We start from the raw sequence: 15,597 nt of genomic DNA on the forward strand, positions 1-15,597 counted from the left end.
AAAAACGGGCAATGTGAAAACACTGCCCGTTTTTTATGCTTGAGAGACCGGAATCCCTCGAGAACAGTACGTCATCAAAACACGATCGTTTTGTTGCCGTGCAGTAACACCCGATCCTCAATGTGGCTACGCACACCGCGGGCCAGAACCATTTTCTCCACATCTTTACCCAAGCGCACCATGTCTTCGACCGTATTGGTGTGACTGATTCGAATCACGTCCTGATCAATAATCGGACCCGCATCAAGCTCTTGCGTCACGTAATGACAGGTTGCACCAATAAGCTTCACTCCACGTTCAGCTGCCTGGTGGTAGGGTTTGGCTCCAACAAATGACGGCAGGAAGCTGTGGTGAATGTTGATTACCTGCCCGGCGTACCGTTCACACAATTCTGGCGGAATAATCTGCATGTACCGCGCGAGTACAATTGTATCCGCCTGATGTTCCTCAACGATGGCATTGACGCGTCGGAAATGCTCTGACTTGTTGTCTTTATCAACCGGTACATGGAAAAACGGTATTCCATGCCACTCGACCAGAGACCGCAGGGTATCGTGATTAGAGATAACGCAGGGAATATCAAAAACAAGCTCTTTACTGTGCCAGCGATGCAACAAGTCAACCAAACAGTGGCTTTCTTTGCTGGCCATCAAGATCACTTTTTTCGACTGACCGGAATCATTCAGGTGCCAGTCCATCTCGAATTCATCAGCAATGGGTTCGAACGCCTGCTTCAGACCATCAAGATCAAAAGGCAGGGATTCTGCACGGATACAATGACGCATAAAAAAGCGTCCGGTTACCGGATCTGAGTAATGGTTTGCCTCAACAATCCAGCCACCGTGCCCGGAAAAAAACTGACCAACTTTTGCAACAATGCCCACTCGATCAGGACATGAAATGGTTAAACGGTAAACTCGTTCCATATAATTCCAAACTTTCCGACTTACTATTATCTGTTTGTACTAATCAGGTTGCAGGATAGCTGTTTTAGTGATTAGCTGATATTAGCAGTAAGAATAATAAATTCTAAATCCAAAGAGGTAGCCTATGTTAACCCTTCGGTCAGCTTTTATCATGTTCTTTATCTGCCTGCCCAGCCACGCAGACCCGGCAAAACTTGAACAACGGGTTTTTGATCTGGGTACTTCCGTCAAAACACTGGTATTGAAGTATTATCATGTTCAGGCAGACGAAGGTAACGGTGAGTTAATCGTAAGGCTTAATCAACATCTGCAACAAGCTCAGCAAAACCATTCTGAAGTTCAAAACAGCCTGAACGGCCGCTACCTCAAACAAAGCCAGAATGTGAAAACATACTGGTCCGCATTTAATCAACACCTTGACGCCAACCTGGCCGAGATTCAGGAGAGCGCTTTTCCAGAACTTCAGGTTGTCACACTGATGCGAGAGGCGGCCAATGCCATGACTCGTGAGTTGGATAACCTCGCCCTGCTGCTGGCAGAAGATAACGAGCTGCTGCTCAGTGCCTCTCAAAACTGGGCCAGACAACAAACCCGATTATTGCAGCAAGTGGTTGAACGTTACATCGAGCGAGCAGCATCATCGATGGGAGCGCCGCTGTCCGTTGAAGGACCGCAGTTGCCCGAGCTAATGGCGAGTTTTAAGCAAGGCCTGGATATGTTTCCCCAAACGAAAACCGAGTCAGCAGCCAATCGGTCACTGAGCCGCATCAAGGGCCAATGGCTATTTATTGAAAAATCAGCCCGCGACCAAAATGCCCGGCTGGTTCCCTATCTGGTAATGCGCTACACCGACAGTATTCTCAAGCGTTTGCAACAACTGGCGAGCTGACGTATCACAGCAACAGTGATACGTCAGGCTCACTGAATCGATCCTGCGTGTGCTTTATCGCCCGCGAAAGAATCCGGTCAGCATCAACAGGGCCGAGGCGCTCGCATAAACCGATGTAAATGTAATTCAACAGCTTTCGTAACGCCGCTAACTCGACATCAACGATATCCATGTTACTGCCGGGATTATCTCTCCAGAGCGTAAATGCATAGGCCAGGCGTGAATCCAGAGCATGACGCTCAGCCTGCTCCTGAGCATAAGTCCCGATGCTGCGCCCGCTATCGCTGCGTAACGAACTGAATATCTCCCTGGTCACTGATGAAAATACCTCTGACCAGTCATCGACGTCAGCTGATTCAGAAAAGGGATTTATTGATTCCAGCTCAGTTAGCTCGTCGGCGTAATTTTGCATTTCGGCGATGGGGTCGGCTTTCAGTTCCTTTTCTTCCAGCATCATGCAACTGATTAAACGCCGATATAGATTTGCACGGTTTCCTGCAATCGCCTGAATATCGCTACAAGCAGACAAAAAGCCATTTAATTCGAATTGTGATTTATGAGAAAACTGCTGCTGCCAGCACCACATTGCACGCCACAGTTCAGTCCCTTCCACGACCTCAGATAAAACGGTAAATACTGCACGACGTTTATGTTCAATATTCATTCTGATACCCGCTTAACTTTTCTTCTGATAGGTCACATGCTGATGAAATTCCGGATAACCAATTTCATCGTGTTCGGTATAATCCAGGCCTTGTTGTTCATGCTGTGTGGAAGCACGTAACCCAACGAGTCTGTCGATAATGAAAAACAGCAACAGTGCGGCAGGGAAAGCCCAAAGAAATGCGGATAATATACCAACAGCCTGTACAACAATCTGAGATGTATTAAACATATCGCCTTCTACAAACAAACCTGCAGCAAGCGTTCCCCAGGCTCCGGCAAAACCATGCACAGGAATTGCACCAACCACATCATCCAGTTTTCGTCGTTCCATCCAGGCGGTTCCGTAAACCGATACAGCGCCAGCGATCAGTCCGGTAAGTGCAGCAAATTCAATCGACATAGTGGCACAACCAGCGGTAATCCCGACCAACCCTGCCAAACTGCCATTGATGGTGGCGGTCAATAAAACAGGTCTGCGGCTTATTCGGGAGTACAACAAGGCGCCTACCGCACCAGCCGCCGCTGCCAGTTGAGTATTCAGAACAATTTTACCCACATTGGTAGTCGCTGCTAATGTACTACCACCGTTAAAACCAAACCAACCGAGCCATAAAATAAAACCGCCAAGGGCTACCAGTGATAGGTTATGTCCAGGGATTTCCCGAACGCTGCCATCATCCGGTGAGAACCGACCGGTGCGCGGTCCCAATACGATAATGCCTGCAAGCGCACACCATGCACCAATCGAATGAACAACCGTAGAACCCGCAAAATCAATAAAACCCAGTTCAGCTAACCAGCCCGAGCCGCCATAAAGACCACCCCAGACCCAACTACCAAACACCGGGTAAATAACTGCGATAATACCGCCTGCGGCAATTAAATAAGCATCGTATTTTGTTCGCTCAGCCATTGCTCCACTACAGATTGTCACCGCGGTGGCAGCGAACATTGTCTGAAACAATAAGATGGTGTAATCCCAATCTTCCGCATTACTCATAGCGAAATGGCTGGCACCTATAAAACCCGAATTATTCTCACCAAACATCAAGCCATAACCAACCAGCCAAAATAATAAGCTGCCAAGACAAACATCCATGTAATTTTTCATCATGACATTAACGGCGTTTTTAGAACGGGACATCCCGCTCTCCAGCAGTGCAAAACCAGCCTGCATAAAGAAGACAAGTGCCGCGGCTATCACCACCCACATCGTATTTAAATTCAGCTCCAGTACCTGCAATACTGAACTTTCGGTGGCATTGGCCGATACACTGAATAACGATGTAAAAAATGCCCCTGAGATTTTTTTGTTCATCGGTGACATCCCCATGCTCCTAGAAATAATTGCTTGGTTTTAGCAACAGATATGCCAGAAAGGATATGTTCTAAAAAACCGAGGGATTTACAGTGTTATCCAGCCTCTTAAACATTTTTGAGCATGTAATGACGCCTCTGGCACCAAAAAAGATCATTTCACCAAACTGATTTGCATCATTTTTGTGCGGGATGCACTCTCCCGGTATGATTTAGTCACAACACAGGAGATCAGGATGGCTTTAGTGGTATATGACATGGGCAAGCGGATCGAAACACCGATGCGACCGGGTAACAACCGCATCACTCCGACCGTTGCCAGTAAAGCAACCTCTCCGATCACAGACCAACACAGTGAATACGGTGAACAAACTGCCGCTTATCAACAGCAGTCAGAACACCAACCACAACCCGTTGCCTATGTCCGCGACATTATGCAAACGCCAGTACGCTGGATACGTTCAGACGCCAGTGTGGGCGAAGGGTGGCAGCTGATTCAGCAAAATAACTTCCACCACATCCCGGTTGTCGACTCGGATTTGAAGATCAATGCCATATTTTCTCAAATGGATATCGTCAAACATTGCACAAACGGCCCAATTGACTGGCAACAAAATATCCTGAACTTCGCCAGCCGACCGGTATTATGCATTGCTGTAGATGCCGACATCCGGCAATGTGCCCGAAGTATGCTCGATTACAACATCGGCGCGATGCCGGTGGTTAATCAAGATCATATCCTCAACGGCATCATTACTCGCAGCGATATACTCCGAGTGATCAGCCACTACGGGCCGATGGAGCTCTGGGCCTGATAAACCGCCCTCTCACTATGGATCGTCTACGCTTTATAGACTCGAAGAAGGAATTGCTTATGGTACGAAACATCGAAGTCATTCACCCGAAAACACACCTCAGAGTATTGTCACGTTACGAAATACGCCAGCTAAAAGACTTCAGCGCACCCACCCACGAATTGCTGCGCCGCTGTTGCTACGCTGTTCTCAGCGCTGGTAGCCAGAATGATGATTACCTCGATTTGAAGACTGAGTTCAAAGACTTCAATATCGAGGTAGCTCAGGAAGAACGCGGCATTGTGCTTAAGCTGACATCACCACCTGACAGTGCGTTCGTTGATGATGACATTATCCGCGGCGTACGCGAGCAATTGTTTTCTGTACTGCGTGATGTGTTGTACGCCCAGGACTCCATCATCAAAGCTCATCGATACGATTTAACCCGCGGCGAAGACATCAGTAATGCTATCTTTCATTTGCTGCGCAATGCGGAAGTATTAAAACCAGATCGTGAAGCAAACCTGGTTATTTGCTGGGGCGGTCACTCCATCCCGCGCCACGAGTATCAGTACACCAAAGATGTCGGGTATCAACTTGGCTTGCGCAGTCTGGATATTGGTACCGGTTGTGGTCCTGGTGCCATGAAAGGGCCAATGAAAGGCGCAGCGATTGGCCATGCGAAACAGCATATTTGCGATGGCCGGTATATTGGTATTACAGAACCGGGAATCATTGCTACTGAAGCGCCAAATCCGATCGTCAATGAGCTGGTTATTTTGCCCGATATTGAGAAACGTCTTGAGGCTTTTGTTCGTCTTGCTCATGGCATTGTTATCTTTCCTGGCGGACCAGGAACCGCTGAAGAGCTGTTATACCTATTGGGTGTATTGTCTCATCCAGACAATCAGGACATCCCCTTTCCACTGGTTATTACCGGCCCTGCGGAAGCAGAATCCTACCTGAGAGATATCGACCGATTTATAGGTGATACCCTAGGAAAAGAAGCGCAACAGCGTTATGAGATTATAATTGATGATGCAGACGCAGTAGCCCGGTATATGTCGCAAGGCACCGAAAAAGTCCGGGATTACCGCAGCAAGATAGAAGATGCGTTTTTCTTCAATTGGTCGTTGACCATTGCCGATGACTTTCAACAACCGTTTGACCCGACACATGAAAACATGGCCGAACTTGAGCTGAGTCAATCACTGCCGCAACATAAACTGGCCGCCAATTTACGCCGGGCTTTTTCCGGGATAGTTGCTGGCAATGTCAAAGAAAAAGGCATTAAACGTGTACAACAACACGGTCCTTACCAGATTCATGGCGAAGAAAGTATCCTGACAGGTATGGATAAATTGTTGTCTGCAATGGTCGCTCATGGAAGAATGAAAATTCAGGGAGAATACACACCCTGTTACCGTATCGTTAATCAATGATGATGACGCGAATGGTTCAGGGATTCACGGTGATGGAAGAGTGAAACCCTGAAATCGCTTGCTTTGCTTTAATACCACATGAGTATTAATGTGACCAATGTCCGGGCAGTAGTGAATCAGTTCATTGGTCAGATCCATATAACGACTCATCTGTGCGCATGCAAAGCGTACAATGAAATCGCAACCACCACTCACCGTATATGCCTCCAATACCTCTGGCATCCGCTCCAACTGTTTTTCAACCAATGCAAACGATTCCGGTGCATGGCAGCTCATTGATATCGTTGCCAGACATTGAACCGGAGCAGCCAGTTTATCGATATTAACAACACCCTGAATACCCAGCAGCCAATCTTCGTCCAGTAATCTCTGTAAACGTTGATGACAGGCGCTGGTCGACAGATTAACCTGCTCCGCCAGATCTTTGTTACTGATTCGGCCATTGCCCTGCAGTGTCGACAATATCCTGATGTCGATACGATCGAGTGATTTCATAAACATCGCCAGCCACCGTTGTCTTTGTAACTATAGCAGGCATGAGCGACTACCTTGTGACCACCTCGATGGCATGAGCCATTACGTCAACAATACGCTGCAACTGTTCACGGCTGATAATCAACGGAGGGGACAACGCCAGACTGCCAACACCCGGCAACGGTCGAGCAATAACACCGGATTTTCGCATTTCGGCGACCACTTTAGCGGGCCATTTTATCGCCGGGTCCGGAAGTTCAGCGCGCTCTTTATCGACCACCAACTGAACACCGGCAAGCAACCCCAACCCCCGCACTTCACCGACATGGTCCAATGACATCAATTGCTCACTGATCATCTGTTGAAACCAACGGCCATTTTCATCTGCTTTTTTAACAAGCTGTTCATTTTCAATAATCTGAATATTCGCCAACGCCACAGCAGCGCCTACCGGATGACCTGAGTAAGTATACCCGTGTGAAAAAGCGCCCAACTGAGTGGAACCCTGAACCAGCGTTTGCCAGATCTCATCGGTAATCATCGCCGCCGACATTGGAAAATAGCCGCTACTCAAGCCCTTGGCACAGCTGAGCATATCGGCCTCAATACCAAAATATTCACTGGCAAACCAATACCCTGTACGACCGAAACCACACACAACTTCATCAACCATCAACAAGATGTCATGTTGTTTTAGGATTGGTTGCAGTTTTTTAAAGTAGTCTTTAGGCGGAGGAATGACTCCACCCGCTCCCATAATCGGCTCAGCAATAAATGCTGCGATATTCTCAGCTCCCTCGCGTTCGATGGTCAGCTCAATTTCATCCATTAAACGCTGACAGAATTCGGCCTCCGTCTCACCTTCAAGTCCCCGCGTGTAAAAATGCGGACACTCCACACGCACGACAAAGTCCAGTGGTAACGGATAATGATTATGGAAACTGGGGAGTCCGGTCAGGCTGGATGTACTCACTGACGTACCGTGATAAGCCTGCTGACGAGCAATTATCTTTTTCTTGGAGTGCTGCTGCTTTAACGCAAAGTAATGCCAGGCAATTTTGATCAAAGAATCGTTAGCATCACTCCCACCACTGCCAAAAAACACTTTTGACAGGGGTTCCGGCGTGAGAGCGACCAGCTTTTTCGCTAATGCACCCTGCCAGGGGTTTGTTGCGTTACTGAAGCTATGATAATACGCCAACTGCAACGAGGCCTCTTTCATGACCTGAGCCAATTCATACCGCCCATAACCGACATTGACGCACCATAATCCGGCGACCCCGTCTAACAGCGAATTACCTTGTTCGTCCGTTACCTCACAACCTTGTGCGGCAGTAATCAGCCCAGGGCCATCGGTAATCAGCTGGTTGATTGACGATGCAGGGTGCAGCAAATACTCCGCTTCTTGCTGAGCACATTCAGACCAATAGTTTGCCGACATAGATACTCTCCTGACGCAGAATCAATATGAGCTCCTTAACCCTAACTCAGAGTCCGCCTGATTTTATTCGGATTATGGCCACGAGTTACGCAGAAAATCCGGTACTACTTGAGCAATACTGAATTTGCACAGACATGATATGGCTGCAACGGCTACCGGTCAGTACGGTGGGAGGTATGATGAAAACACCCGCAAACACTTCGACTCTGCACATCCCGATTAAAACACCCGTGGATGACTTTCCGTTGGGTAAATACCTCTGGAGCCGCTGCCAAACCGCCCAGACCACCATGCTGGAACGAACGATAGAATTATGTGAAATAAATTCAGGGAGTTTTAATAATCAGGGGATATCACAGGTTCAGGATAAACTGGCCAAGCTGTTTCAGCCCATAACGAACAGTTATCAGACAATTGATTTACCAGATACAGAATTAACCGATGCAGAGGGGGTAATTCAGACGCAGACGCTACGCCCTATGCAGGTATTTCGTTTCAATCCCGAAGCCGAGTGTCAGCTGCTGCTTACCGGCCACAGCGATACCGTTTTTCCGGTCGAGTGTTCTTTTCAGCACTGCAGAATCGAAGGCAACCATCTTCACGGTCCGGGAACGGCCGATATGAAAGGAGGACTGATGGTAATGTTGCAGTCACTTTCATTATTGCGGGAGATTCTTGACGACACCTTCACTGGCGAATGCCCACTGGGTTTTACGATAGCAATTTCACCCGACGAGGAAACAGGCTCTCTGGGGTCGGCTGATACATTAACTAACCTGGCACGTCAGGCAGATTTCGGTCTCACATTTGAACCTGCCCTAAGCAACGGCATGCTAGCCGGAGCACGAAAAGGCAGCGGAAATTTTACCCTCTGCGCCTATGGAAAAAGTGTTCATGCCGGCAGAGAGTTCTTCGCTGGTCATAATGCTTGCCTGGCGATTGCCAGCGTTTGCCAGCGACTGGCTGCATTGAGTGATGAAGAAAGTGGTATCACCGTAAACATTGGAAAAATCAGTGGTGGGGGCGCGGTAAATGTTGTTCCGGATTTTGCACAGTGCCGATTTAATGCCCGCTTTAAACATCAGCATCAGCAAGCCACACTGGAACAAAACTTCAGAGAGATCATTTATCAGATCGAGCAACAGAGTTTCTGTAAGCTCAAGCTGTCAGGGCAATTCAGTCGTCCGGTAAAAGTGATGAGCCAGCAACAGAATAAAATGTACCAGTTACTGCGACATTGCGGTGAAAAGCTGAGTATTCCTATTCAATGGCAGGCAACCGGCGGATGCTGCGAAGGAAATAATCTGGCAGCTGCCGGACTTTTAAATATCGATACGCTGGGAGTCAGAGGGTCGGGAATTCATAGTGATCAGGAATTCGCCTGCATCAATAGTTTTGCTGAGCGCAGCACACTTGTCACCAGTTTTATGTTGCATTTACTGCAACAAAAACTGGGGTCATCGAATCCAGAAATGGAGCGGCTGCTATGTTGATTGTACGTCCTGTTAAAGGCTCAGATATCGATGATTTATTGTCACTGGCAATTAAAGCCGGACCCGGTATGACGTCGTTTCCGGCAGACCGGAAGTTACTGCAACGTAATATAGAGACGTCAATAAACAGCTTTAGCCATGATGGTTATGACCCTCAGGACTTCTTCTGGCTCGCATTGAACGACACCAAAAGAAATAAAGTGGTTGGCTGTGCTGCCATATTTGCCACAACCGGAAACCGCCAGGCTTTTTACTCATACCGATTAATTTCGCTAAGCCATCATTCCCATGCACTGGAGAAGCAGGTGCGGGTCGATATGCTGCAACTGACAAACGACTACACCGATTGCTCAGAGGTCGGTACTCTGTTTGTTGATCCTGAGTACCGCGGAAATGGTCATTGGCTCGCCCGTTGCCGCTATCTGCTAATGGGTAAATATCCTGAACGCTTCAATACTCACGTTATTGCCGAACTCAGGGGCAGGGTCGACAAGACTGGCTATTGCCCATTTTGGCAGGGTTTAGGCCGTCACTTTTTTCAAATGGATTTTACCGAAGCAGATCGTTTATGCGCTGCCGGGTCCAACCAGTTTATTACCGAATTAATGCCGCGTCAGCCGATATACACGTGCTTACTACCGCAGGAGACCCGCGACGCGATTGGTAAACCGAATGATGCAGGTATTCGCGCTAAAGAACTGCTGCATCAGGAAGGATTCCACTTTGAACAGGTAATCGACATTTTTGATGGTGGCCCCCTGTTGCGTTGCAAAGTGTCAGAGCTGAACAGCGTGAAGAATATGCACGACACAACGTTATCGCAGATTGATAATAATACTCAGTCAATTATCAGCAACGGTGGCTTCTGCGACTTTCGCGCGACACTCAATCGCCAAGCAGGACAGCAGAGTAACGACGCCGCAGAACAGCAATCTCAACAATGTGCCAGCCTGAATTTATTGCCTGAGGATACGGTTGTGGTGATTCCTGAGACTTGTCGGAAAACCGGAGGAACAGATGAAAACATCTGACAAAGGTGTATTTATTGACGGCGAGTGGCTCACAGGTGAAGGTCCTGTTCTGACCTCCTTAAATCCATCCAATGGTGATGTCGTGTGGCAGAAGAAACAAGCCGGGAATACCCAGGTCGAGAAAGCATTTCTGGCCGCTCATGGCGCTGTCGATCACTGGAGGGATATCGGCCTTACAAAACGAATATCAATCCTTCAAACTTTCACGCAAAAGCTGCGGGATCATCAGGAGACGTTAGCGAAACTGCTCTCTAAAGAGAATGGCAAACCACTATGGGAAGCACGGACAGAAATTACAGCCACCATTAAAAAAACAGACATCAGTATCTCAGCCCAACAACATCGCTGTGCGGATACCGACCAAAACCCTTATCGACTGGTGCATCGGCCACTCGGCGTCGTCGTGGTGATTTCTCCCTATAACTTCCCGTTTCACCTGGCAAATGGCCATATCATTCCCGCCTTGCTAGCAGGCAACTGTATCCTGTTAAAACCCAGTGAGTATGTACCAGCCTGCGCTGAGTTGATGGTTCAGCTCTGGCAACAAGCCGGACTCCCCGCTGGAGTCATCAATTTATTACCCGGTGGCTCCGGAGTATCCGCAGCCTTACTGCACCAACCGATCAATGCCGCGTTGTTCACCGGATCTTCACAGACAGGTCGGTTAATACATAAAACCTTCGCCGGAAGACCGGAAGTCTTATTAGCGTTAGAGATGGGTGGCAATAATCCTTTGATTATCGACGCTTGTGATAGGCCCTACTCAGATAACGAAATGAATCAGATCAGTGATTTGATCATACGCAGCGCGTTTATCAGCAGCGGCCAGCGTTGTACCTGTAGCCGCCGGCTGATCCTCGTCGATAAGCCGGAAAACAGAGAACTACTCAACAAGCTCCTCTTACGTTGCCAAAAGCTTCGCATAGCCACAACCAATGGTGATGAATGCCAGAGTTTTCTTGGTCCGCTGATTTCTCAGCAGGCGGCAGAAAAAGTCCGGCAGCAATATCAACATCTTGAGGCGCTGGGTGGTGTGAAGCTGCTGGAGCCAAAAAAACTGAAGCCTGACACGCTGATATCTCCGACCATCATTGACATGTCTTCAGTTACACAATCGGCACTGCCGGATGAGGAAATATTCGGACCTGTGTTACAGGTATTTTGGGTGGATGACATTCACCTGGCGATCCATCTAGCTAACGCAACACAATATGGTCTCGCTGCAGGAATGGTCTCGCAGACGATTGCTCATCAACAACTCTTCCGGCAAAAAATTAATGCTGGCTTCTTCACAATTAACAAACCCACAACAGGTGCTCCCAGTACCTTGCCATTTGGAGGCACCGGAAGCAGCGGCAATCATCGTCCAAGTGCATTATACGCAGCTGACTACTGTGCTTGGCCACAAGCCTCTGCCTTTGCAGAGAACATTGAAGATTCCGTTATGATCAGCCAGGTGGATTTATGATTGAAGTGAACTTTGATGGATTAATTGGCCCAAGTCATAATTATGCAGGGCTAGCCATTGGTAATGTTGCAAGTCAGCAACATGCTCAGCAGATCTCTTATCCAAAAAAAGCAGCCCTTGAAGGGCTAACAAAAATGCAGTGGATGATCGATGCCGGGTTTGTTCAGGGGTTCTTTCCTCCACACTTCTGCCCTCGCATTGAGCTGCTTCATCAGCTGGGCTATTGCGGAAATCTGTCTGAACAGTTGAAACGGGCAAATGAAATCCCGGGATTATTAGCGCGCATATATTCAGCATCAGCCATGTGGGCTGCGAATGCCGCCACCGTTACACCGTCCACTGACACTCTGGACGGTAAACTGCATATTACCGCAGCGAACCTGTACTCCAATGATCACCGCAAGCTGGAAGCCAAACAAACACTAAAAGCCCTCTCAACAGTATTTTCAAGCAGTAATTACTTCACGGTTCATCAACCACTGCCTGATCTGAAAATTTTTTCTGACGAAGGCGCAGCAAACCATAGCAGGTTGTATGATGACGATAACTATGTGCATTTATTTTGTTACGCGAAAAATGAAGCAGAGCAGATCTACCCTTCTCGACAAAGCCTTGCAGCAAGCCAGTCAATTGCTCGTTTTCATAAGATACCCATTACTCATCAGGTATTTATTCAACAAAGTAGCGACGCCATTAATGCAGGTGCTTTTCATAATGACGTTGTAGCCGTAGCGAATGCTAATGTGCTTTTTTTTCATGAAAAAGCCTATGATAAAAGTTCACGAAAAGACGCCTTCAGAAAGATCGGTTCGCTGATTGATTTCAAACCAATAGAGGTTACCGAGCAACAAGTATCTTTGAACGAAGCCGTTAAAACGTATCTGTTTAACAGTCAGTTGTTAAATGACCCAACAAATAAGAATTCAATGCGGCTACTATTACCAGCTGAATGTCAGCATAATAAAAGTGTAAGACGCTATCTGGATACGCTAATTCAGGACTACTCACAACCGATCAGAAAATTCGATTTTATTGATGTTCGTCAGAGCATGGATAATGGTGGTGGACCCGCCTGCTTGCGTCTGCGCGTAGCGCTTACAGTAAAAGAACTGTCGCTGGTTGATCAGCGATATCTTCTTGATATAAAAAAAATTGAGCAGCTGCAACAATGTGTGAATACCTTTTACCCAGATTCGATAGTGCCTGAACAATTGCAGCAAGCTGATTTAGCCGAGCAGTGTCTGCTCGCTAACCAGAAAGTTCATCAGCTTATTCAGGCGTTCTGAGGTTGCTGTAACACAGACGAGGTGGCCATCAAAGCCGATGTTATTGCCATAGATACCATAAAAACAGAGACATCACTGATCTCAGAGGCCAACGTATAGCGGAATAAAGCTAATAACCCAAAGTAGCCAATCACACTGTATTGTACCCATTGAAGAAATAGTAATGGGTTGCCACGCAAGCGAGCATAGTGGCAAAAAGCGCTGGCAAGACGGAATGCCAAAATAGCAAAAGCCATGACAACCAGGCCAACCAATATAAAAGAACTCCAGATCTGCCAATCACTCCAACCGACAATTTGCGCTGACTTAGCAGGTCCGGACCATAGCGCATCCCAGCTTACTGCCAGAATAATACCCACGGTTACTATCAGATTCTGGTGTTCAGACTCTTCTTCATTGGCAAACAGCTCTTCCCATAAGAACCAGACAATCAAAGCAAAAGCCAGAATTCCAATCAGTGGCGTCAGAGTTGGTAACGTTTGAATACTAAAGTAAGTCAGTAAATACCCTGCCATCGGAAACAGGGTGTGAGTCAGAGTCACGCCGGCCACCCATAACCAGACTATTCTTTGCTGTTTAAGAACCTCTGTGCGCAATGCGGTAGCAATTGCCACATCGATTCCGATTCCCAGACCCATTAGTAAGCAAGCCTGAAAGAAGCTATCCAGTGACATGCTCATAAACTCTCAGCCAAATCCCGTTGCCCGCTCCAATCAAGGCGCATATCCCAATGATGGCGATGTGATTCCTGTAGTGGAGCAACACTATCATCCACATGCTGGAGAACATTACGCGCCGGCGCCAGAACAGCATCACGACCAAAGATATAACTTTGCTCATCTACAATGGCTTTATAAGCCTTATTTAATGCAAGAGCGCGCTCTGCAGACGGCATGATCAGCTCATACAGGGATTTTGTTGCTTCAACCTTTTCACGATTAACCGTGCCGTCGCTATTGAACCAGAGCTGCAGCATCTCTTTGTTTTGACGAAACTCGTCACCACCACCCACACGCTGCATGTAGGTTAAAAACTCACCTTTGCGTTCACCATAATTAGGTACATCTTTCTGTGTCTTAAGATCGATATAACCCCAACCTTTTTCGCCTTCAACTTTTCGTGCAAATGAAAAAGTCTGATCAAATGTCGTACCAACTGTTTTGTGACAGCCATTACAGAAAGCCAACTCTTCTCGATGCTGTTGTCTCAAGCTGCCATCTTTATCTTCAATATAGCCATTAATAACCCAACCAAAGCCATTACTGATACCTTTATCTCCGGTATATACAGTTACCGGCAGCTTCCCAAAATCCTTTTCTTTGGCCTCACGGTAGTAAGATGTTGACAATAAGTTCTTGTGCTTAAATTGAGCTTTACGCATGTACCTTACTTCTTTCATTCTTGGCGCATTGAAAGTCTGTCCTTTTTCATCAACACCGATATAACGAACGGTATGAAGGAACTCGGTTCCCTCAGGATATAACATCTTTGCAAGTTGAATATTTGAAGCATCACCAAGATATGTGTCGCGTATTGCTATCGTATTTACGTTGTTCTTAAGGGTGCCATCACCATCAATGTCTTCAGAAAGAGCAACCTCCGATATCGCAGAGGTCGATACTTTATTTACGTCCTTTATAGCCATTTCCAGCAGTGCAAGATTGGCAAAATAGACACTTGAATTGTATACACCGTTGACTTCCCGAAAAGCTGCAGGTAAACGAACCATAACATCCCCGGTGGATCCGTTTGTTGGCCAGAAAGTACTCGGAAATGGCTTATAATTAAACGCTACCCAGTGACTACCATCCTTAGCAAGACCATTTTCATAAAAGGCCTCATCGGGGTAAGCCAAATTTTTGATCTTGGCTATTTCACCTTCCCAGTCTTGATTATTCTCCAAACGGGTAATGAACTCTGAATAATTATCTGTCAGAACCCAATTTTTAATATCAGAATCAGAGACATTCTTGATATATTCTCTTCGATCAGCAAACAGATTTTTCCAACTGTTCTTTATTCCTTCATCCGAAAACTCATAGTTTCCTTGAAGCCCACCATCCGACATTATATTGGGTCGACCTTCAGATTTAGAGTAGGTCTGATGACACGCATAACAGGGATTTCTATTTCCGTCTGTTTTTGTGTAACACTGTGGGGGAATCACGGCTTCCGGATTATAGACTTCACCGATATCGGTGTACTCAGATGCAGAGATATTGCGCGATTCATCAGGATTTTCATTTTTTTCTAACATCCGTCCATCGCTGCAAGAAGCAAGCAATGCAACCAGGTTCATAGCGAAAAAAAACTTAAAAATTGATTTTTTACTCATAACATCAAGCTAATATATTTTTAATTAATTTGTAT

The 15,597-nt window shown here is 46.9% G+C and carries 14 protein-coding genes; 7 read left to right on the forward strand and 7 right to left on the reverse strand.

What is annotated here, in order from left to right:
* Nucleotides 1-74: 74 nt before the first annotated feature.
* Nucleotides 75-926 carry a formyltetrahydrofolate deformylase gene (gene purU, locus MK185_09275; GenBank protein MCH2040812.1) on the reverse strand — a complete coding sequence of 284 codons (852 nt, stop codon included), beginning with the start codon at nt 924-926 and terminating at the stop codon, nt 75-77.
* A 124-nt stretch (nt 927-1,050) separates the two neighbouring features.
* Here purU and MK185_09280 point away from each other — a divergent pair, with 124 nt between their 5' ends.
* Nucleotides 1,051-1,815 carry a hypothetical protein gene (locus MK185_09280; protein ID MCH2040813.1) on the forward strand — a complete coding sequence of 255 codons (765 nt, stop codon included), beginning with the start codon at nt 1,051-1,053 and terminating at the stop codon, nt 1,813-1,815.
* A 4-nt stretch (nt 1,816-1,819) separates the two neighbouring features.
* Here the strand turns inward: MK185_09280 and MK185_09285 are convergent, their stop codons facing one another.
* Together MK185_09285 and MK185_09290 are read right to left on the reverse strand one after the other, a co-directional pair.
* The gene (locus MK185_09285; protein MCH2040814.1) at nt 1,820-2,479 is read right to left on the reverse strand and encodes a hypothetical protein; all 660 of its coding nucleotides are present in this window, start codon (nt 2,477-2,479) and stop codon (nt 1,820-1,822) included.
* A gap of 12 nt (nt 2,480-2,491) precedes the next feature.
* Nucleotides 2,492-3,799, reverse strand: coding sequence for an ammonium transporter (locus MK185_09290; GenBank protein MCH2040815.1), 1,308 nt, complete (start codon nt 3,797-3,799; stop codon nt 2,492-2,494).
* 235 nt (nt 3,800-4,034) lie between these two features.
* On the opposite strand from MK185_09290, the gene MK185_09295 reads away from it, so the two are divergent.
* Both MK185_09295 and ppnN read left to right on the forward strand, forming a co-directional pair.
* A complete protein-coding gene (locus tag MK185_09295) occupies nt 4,035-4,613 on the forward strand; it encodes a CBS domain-containing protein (protein ID MCH2040816.1) in 579 nt (192 codons plus the stop codon).
* Nucleotides 4,614-4,672: 59 nt separating this feature from the next.
* Entirely contained in the window at nt 4,673-6,034 is a 1,362-nt protein-coding gene (ppnN, locus tag MK185_09300) for a nucleotide 5'-monophosphate nucleosidase PpnN (GenBank protein MCH2040817.1), read from the forward strand.
* 24 nt (nt 6,035-6,058) lie between these two features.
* On the opposite strand, the gene MK185_09305 is transcribed toward ppnN, so the two are convergent.
* The gene (locus tag MK185_09305; protein MCH2040818.1) at nt 6,059-6,529 is read right to left on the reverse strand and encodes an Lrp/AsnC family transcriptional regulator; all 471 of its coding nucleotides are present in this window, start codon (nt 6,527-6,529) and stop codon (nt 6,059-6,061) included.
* Nucleotides 6,530-6,578: 49 nt separating this feature from the next.
* Nucleotides 6,579-7,949, reverse strand: coding sequence for an aminotransferase (locus MK185_09310; GenBank protein MCH2040819.1), 1,371 nt, complete (start codon nt 7,947-7,949; stop codon nt 6,579-6,581).
* Between the two features lie 176 nt (nt 7,950-8,125).
* On the opposite strand from MK185_09310, the gene MK185_09315 reads away from it, so the two are divergent.
* From MK185_09315 to MK185_09330, 4 genes are read left to right on the forward strand one after another with little or no spacing between them, the layout of a single operon-like run.
* Entirely contained in the window at nt 8,126-9,442 is a 1,317-nt protein-coding gene (locus MK185_09315; GenBank protein MCH2040820.1) for a hydrolase, read from the forward strand.
* Nucleotides 9,436-10,473 carry an arginine N-succinyltransferase gene (locus tag MK185_09320; GenBank protein ID MCH2040821.1) on the forward strand — a complete coding sequence of 346 codons (1,038 nt, stop codon included), beginning with the start codon at nt 9,436-9,438 and terminating at the stop codon, nt 10,471-10,473. The genes MK185_09315 and MK185_09320 overlap by 7 nt, the downstream gene beginning before the upstream one ends.
* Nucleotides 10,460-11,941, forward strand: a complete 1,482-nt coding sequence (locus MK185_09325; GenBank protein MCH2040822.1) for a succinylglutamate-semialdehyde dehydrogenase — start codon at nt 10,460-10,462, stop codon at nt 11,939-11,941. The genes MK185_09320 and MK185_09325 overlap by 14 nt, the downstream gene beginning before the upstream one ends.
* Nucleotides 11,938-13,227 (forward strand): N-succinylarginine dihydrolase, encoded by a 1,290-nt coding sequence (locus MK185_09330; protein MCH2040823.1) that lies wholly within the window; start codon nt 11,938-11,940, stop codon nt 13,225-13,227. Before MK185_09325 ends, MK185_09330 begins: the two co-directional genes overlap by 4 nt.
* Here MK185_09330 and MK185_09335 read toward each other — a convergent pair.
* Both MK185_09335 and MK185_09340 read right to left on the reverse strand, forming a co-directional pair.
* Nucleotides 13,215-13,907 (reverse strand): manganese efflux pump, encoded by a 693-nt coding sequence (locus tag MK185_09335; protein ID MCH2040824.1) that lies wholly within the window; start codon nt 13,905-13,907, stop codon nt 13,215-13,217. The genes MK185_09330 and MK185_09335 overlap by 13 nt on opposite strands.
* On the reverse strand, nt 13,904-15,562 hold the full coding sequence (locus tag MK185_09340; protein ID MCH2040825.1) for a hypothetical protein: 1,659 nt from the start codon (nt 15,560-15,562) through the stop codon (nt 13,904-13,906). Before MK185_09340 ends, MK185_09335 begins: the two co-directional genes overlap by 4 nt.
* Nucleotides 15,563-15,597 lie beyond the last annotated feature (35 nt).

Source organism: Saccharospirillaceae bacterium, assembly GCA_022448365.1.
Lineage (GTDB): Bacteria > Pseudomonadota > Gammaproteobacteria > Pseudomonadales > Oceanobacteraceae > Bacterioplanoides.

What these genes read in the sequence shown, in the direction of transcription:
- MK185_09330 (MCH2040823.1), top strand. Translation starts at nt 11,938, where the DNA reads ATGATTGAAGTGAACTTTGATGGATTAATTGGCCCAAGTCATAATTAT.
- MK185_09305 (MCH2040818.1), bottom strand. Translation starts at nt 6,529, where the DNA reads ATGAAATCACTCGATCGTATCGACATCAGGATATTGTCGACACTGCAG.
- purU (MCH2040812.1), bottom strand. Translation starts at nt 926, where the DNA reads ATGGAACGAGTTTACCGTTTAACCATTTCATGTCCTGATCGAGTGGGC.
- MK185_09290 (MCH2040815.1), bottom strand. Translation starts at nt 3,799, where the DNA reads ATGAACAAAAAAATCTCAGGGGCATTTTTTACATCGTTATTCAGTGTA.
- MK185_09340 (MCH2040825.1), bottom strand. Translation starts at nt 15,562, where the DNA reads ATGAGTAAAAAATCAATTTTTAAGTTTTTTTTCGCTATGAACCTGGTT.
- MK185_09315 (MCH2040820.1), top strand. Translation starts at nt 8,126, where the DNA reads ATGATGAAAACACCCGCAAACACTTCGACTCTGCACATCCCGATTAAA.
- MK185_09320 (MCH2040821.1), top strand. Translation starts at nt 9,436, where the DNA reads ATGTTGATTGTACGTCCTGTTAAAGGCTCAGATATCGATGATTTATTG.
- MK185_09285 (MCH2040814.1), bottom strand. Translation starts at nt 2,479, where the DNA reads ATGAATATTGAACATAAACGTCGTGCAGTATTTACCGTTTTATCTGAG.
- MK185_09280 (MCH2040813.1), top strand. Translation starts at nt 1,051, where the DNA reads ATGTTAACCCTTCGGTCAGCTTTTATCATGTTCTTTATCTGCCTGCCC.
- MK185_09335 (MCH2040824.1), bottom strand. Translation starts at nt 13,907, where the DNA reads ATGAGCATGTCACTGGATAGCTTCTTTCAGGCTTGCTTACTAATGGGT.
- MK185_09310 (MCH2040819.1), bottom strand. Translation starts at nt 7,949, where the DNA reads ATGTCGGCAAACTATTGGTCTGAATGTGCTCAGCAAGAAGCGGAGTAT.
- MK185_09325 (MCH2040822.1), top strand. Translation starts at nt 10,460, where the DNA reads ATGAAAACATCTGACAAAGGTGTATTTATTGACGGCGAGTGGCTCACA.
- ppnN (MCH2040817.1), top strand. Translation starts at nt 4,673, where the DNA reads ATGGTACGAAACATCGAAGTCATTCACCCGAAAACACACCTCAGAGTA.
- MK185_09295 (MCH2040816.1), top strand. Translation starts at nt 4,035, where the DNA reads ATGGCTTTAGTGGTATATGACATGGGCAAGCGGATCGAAACACCGATG.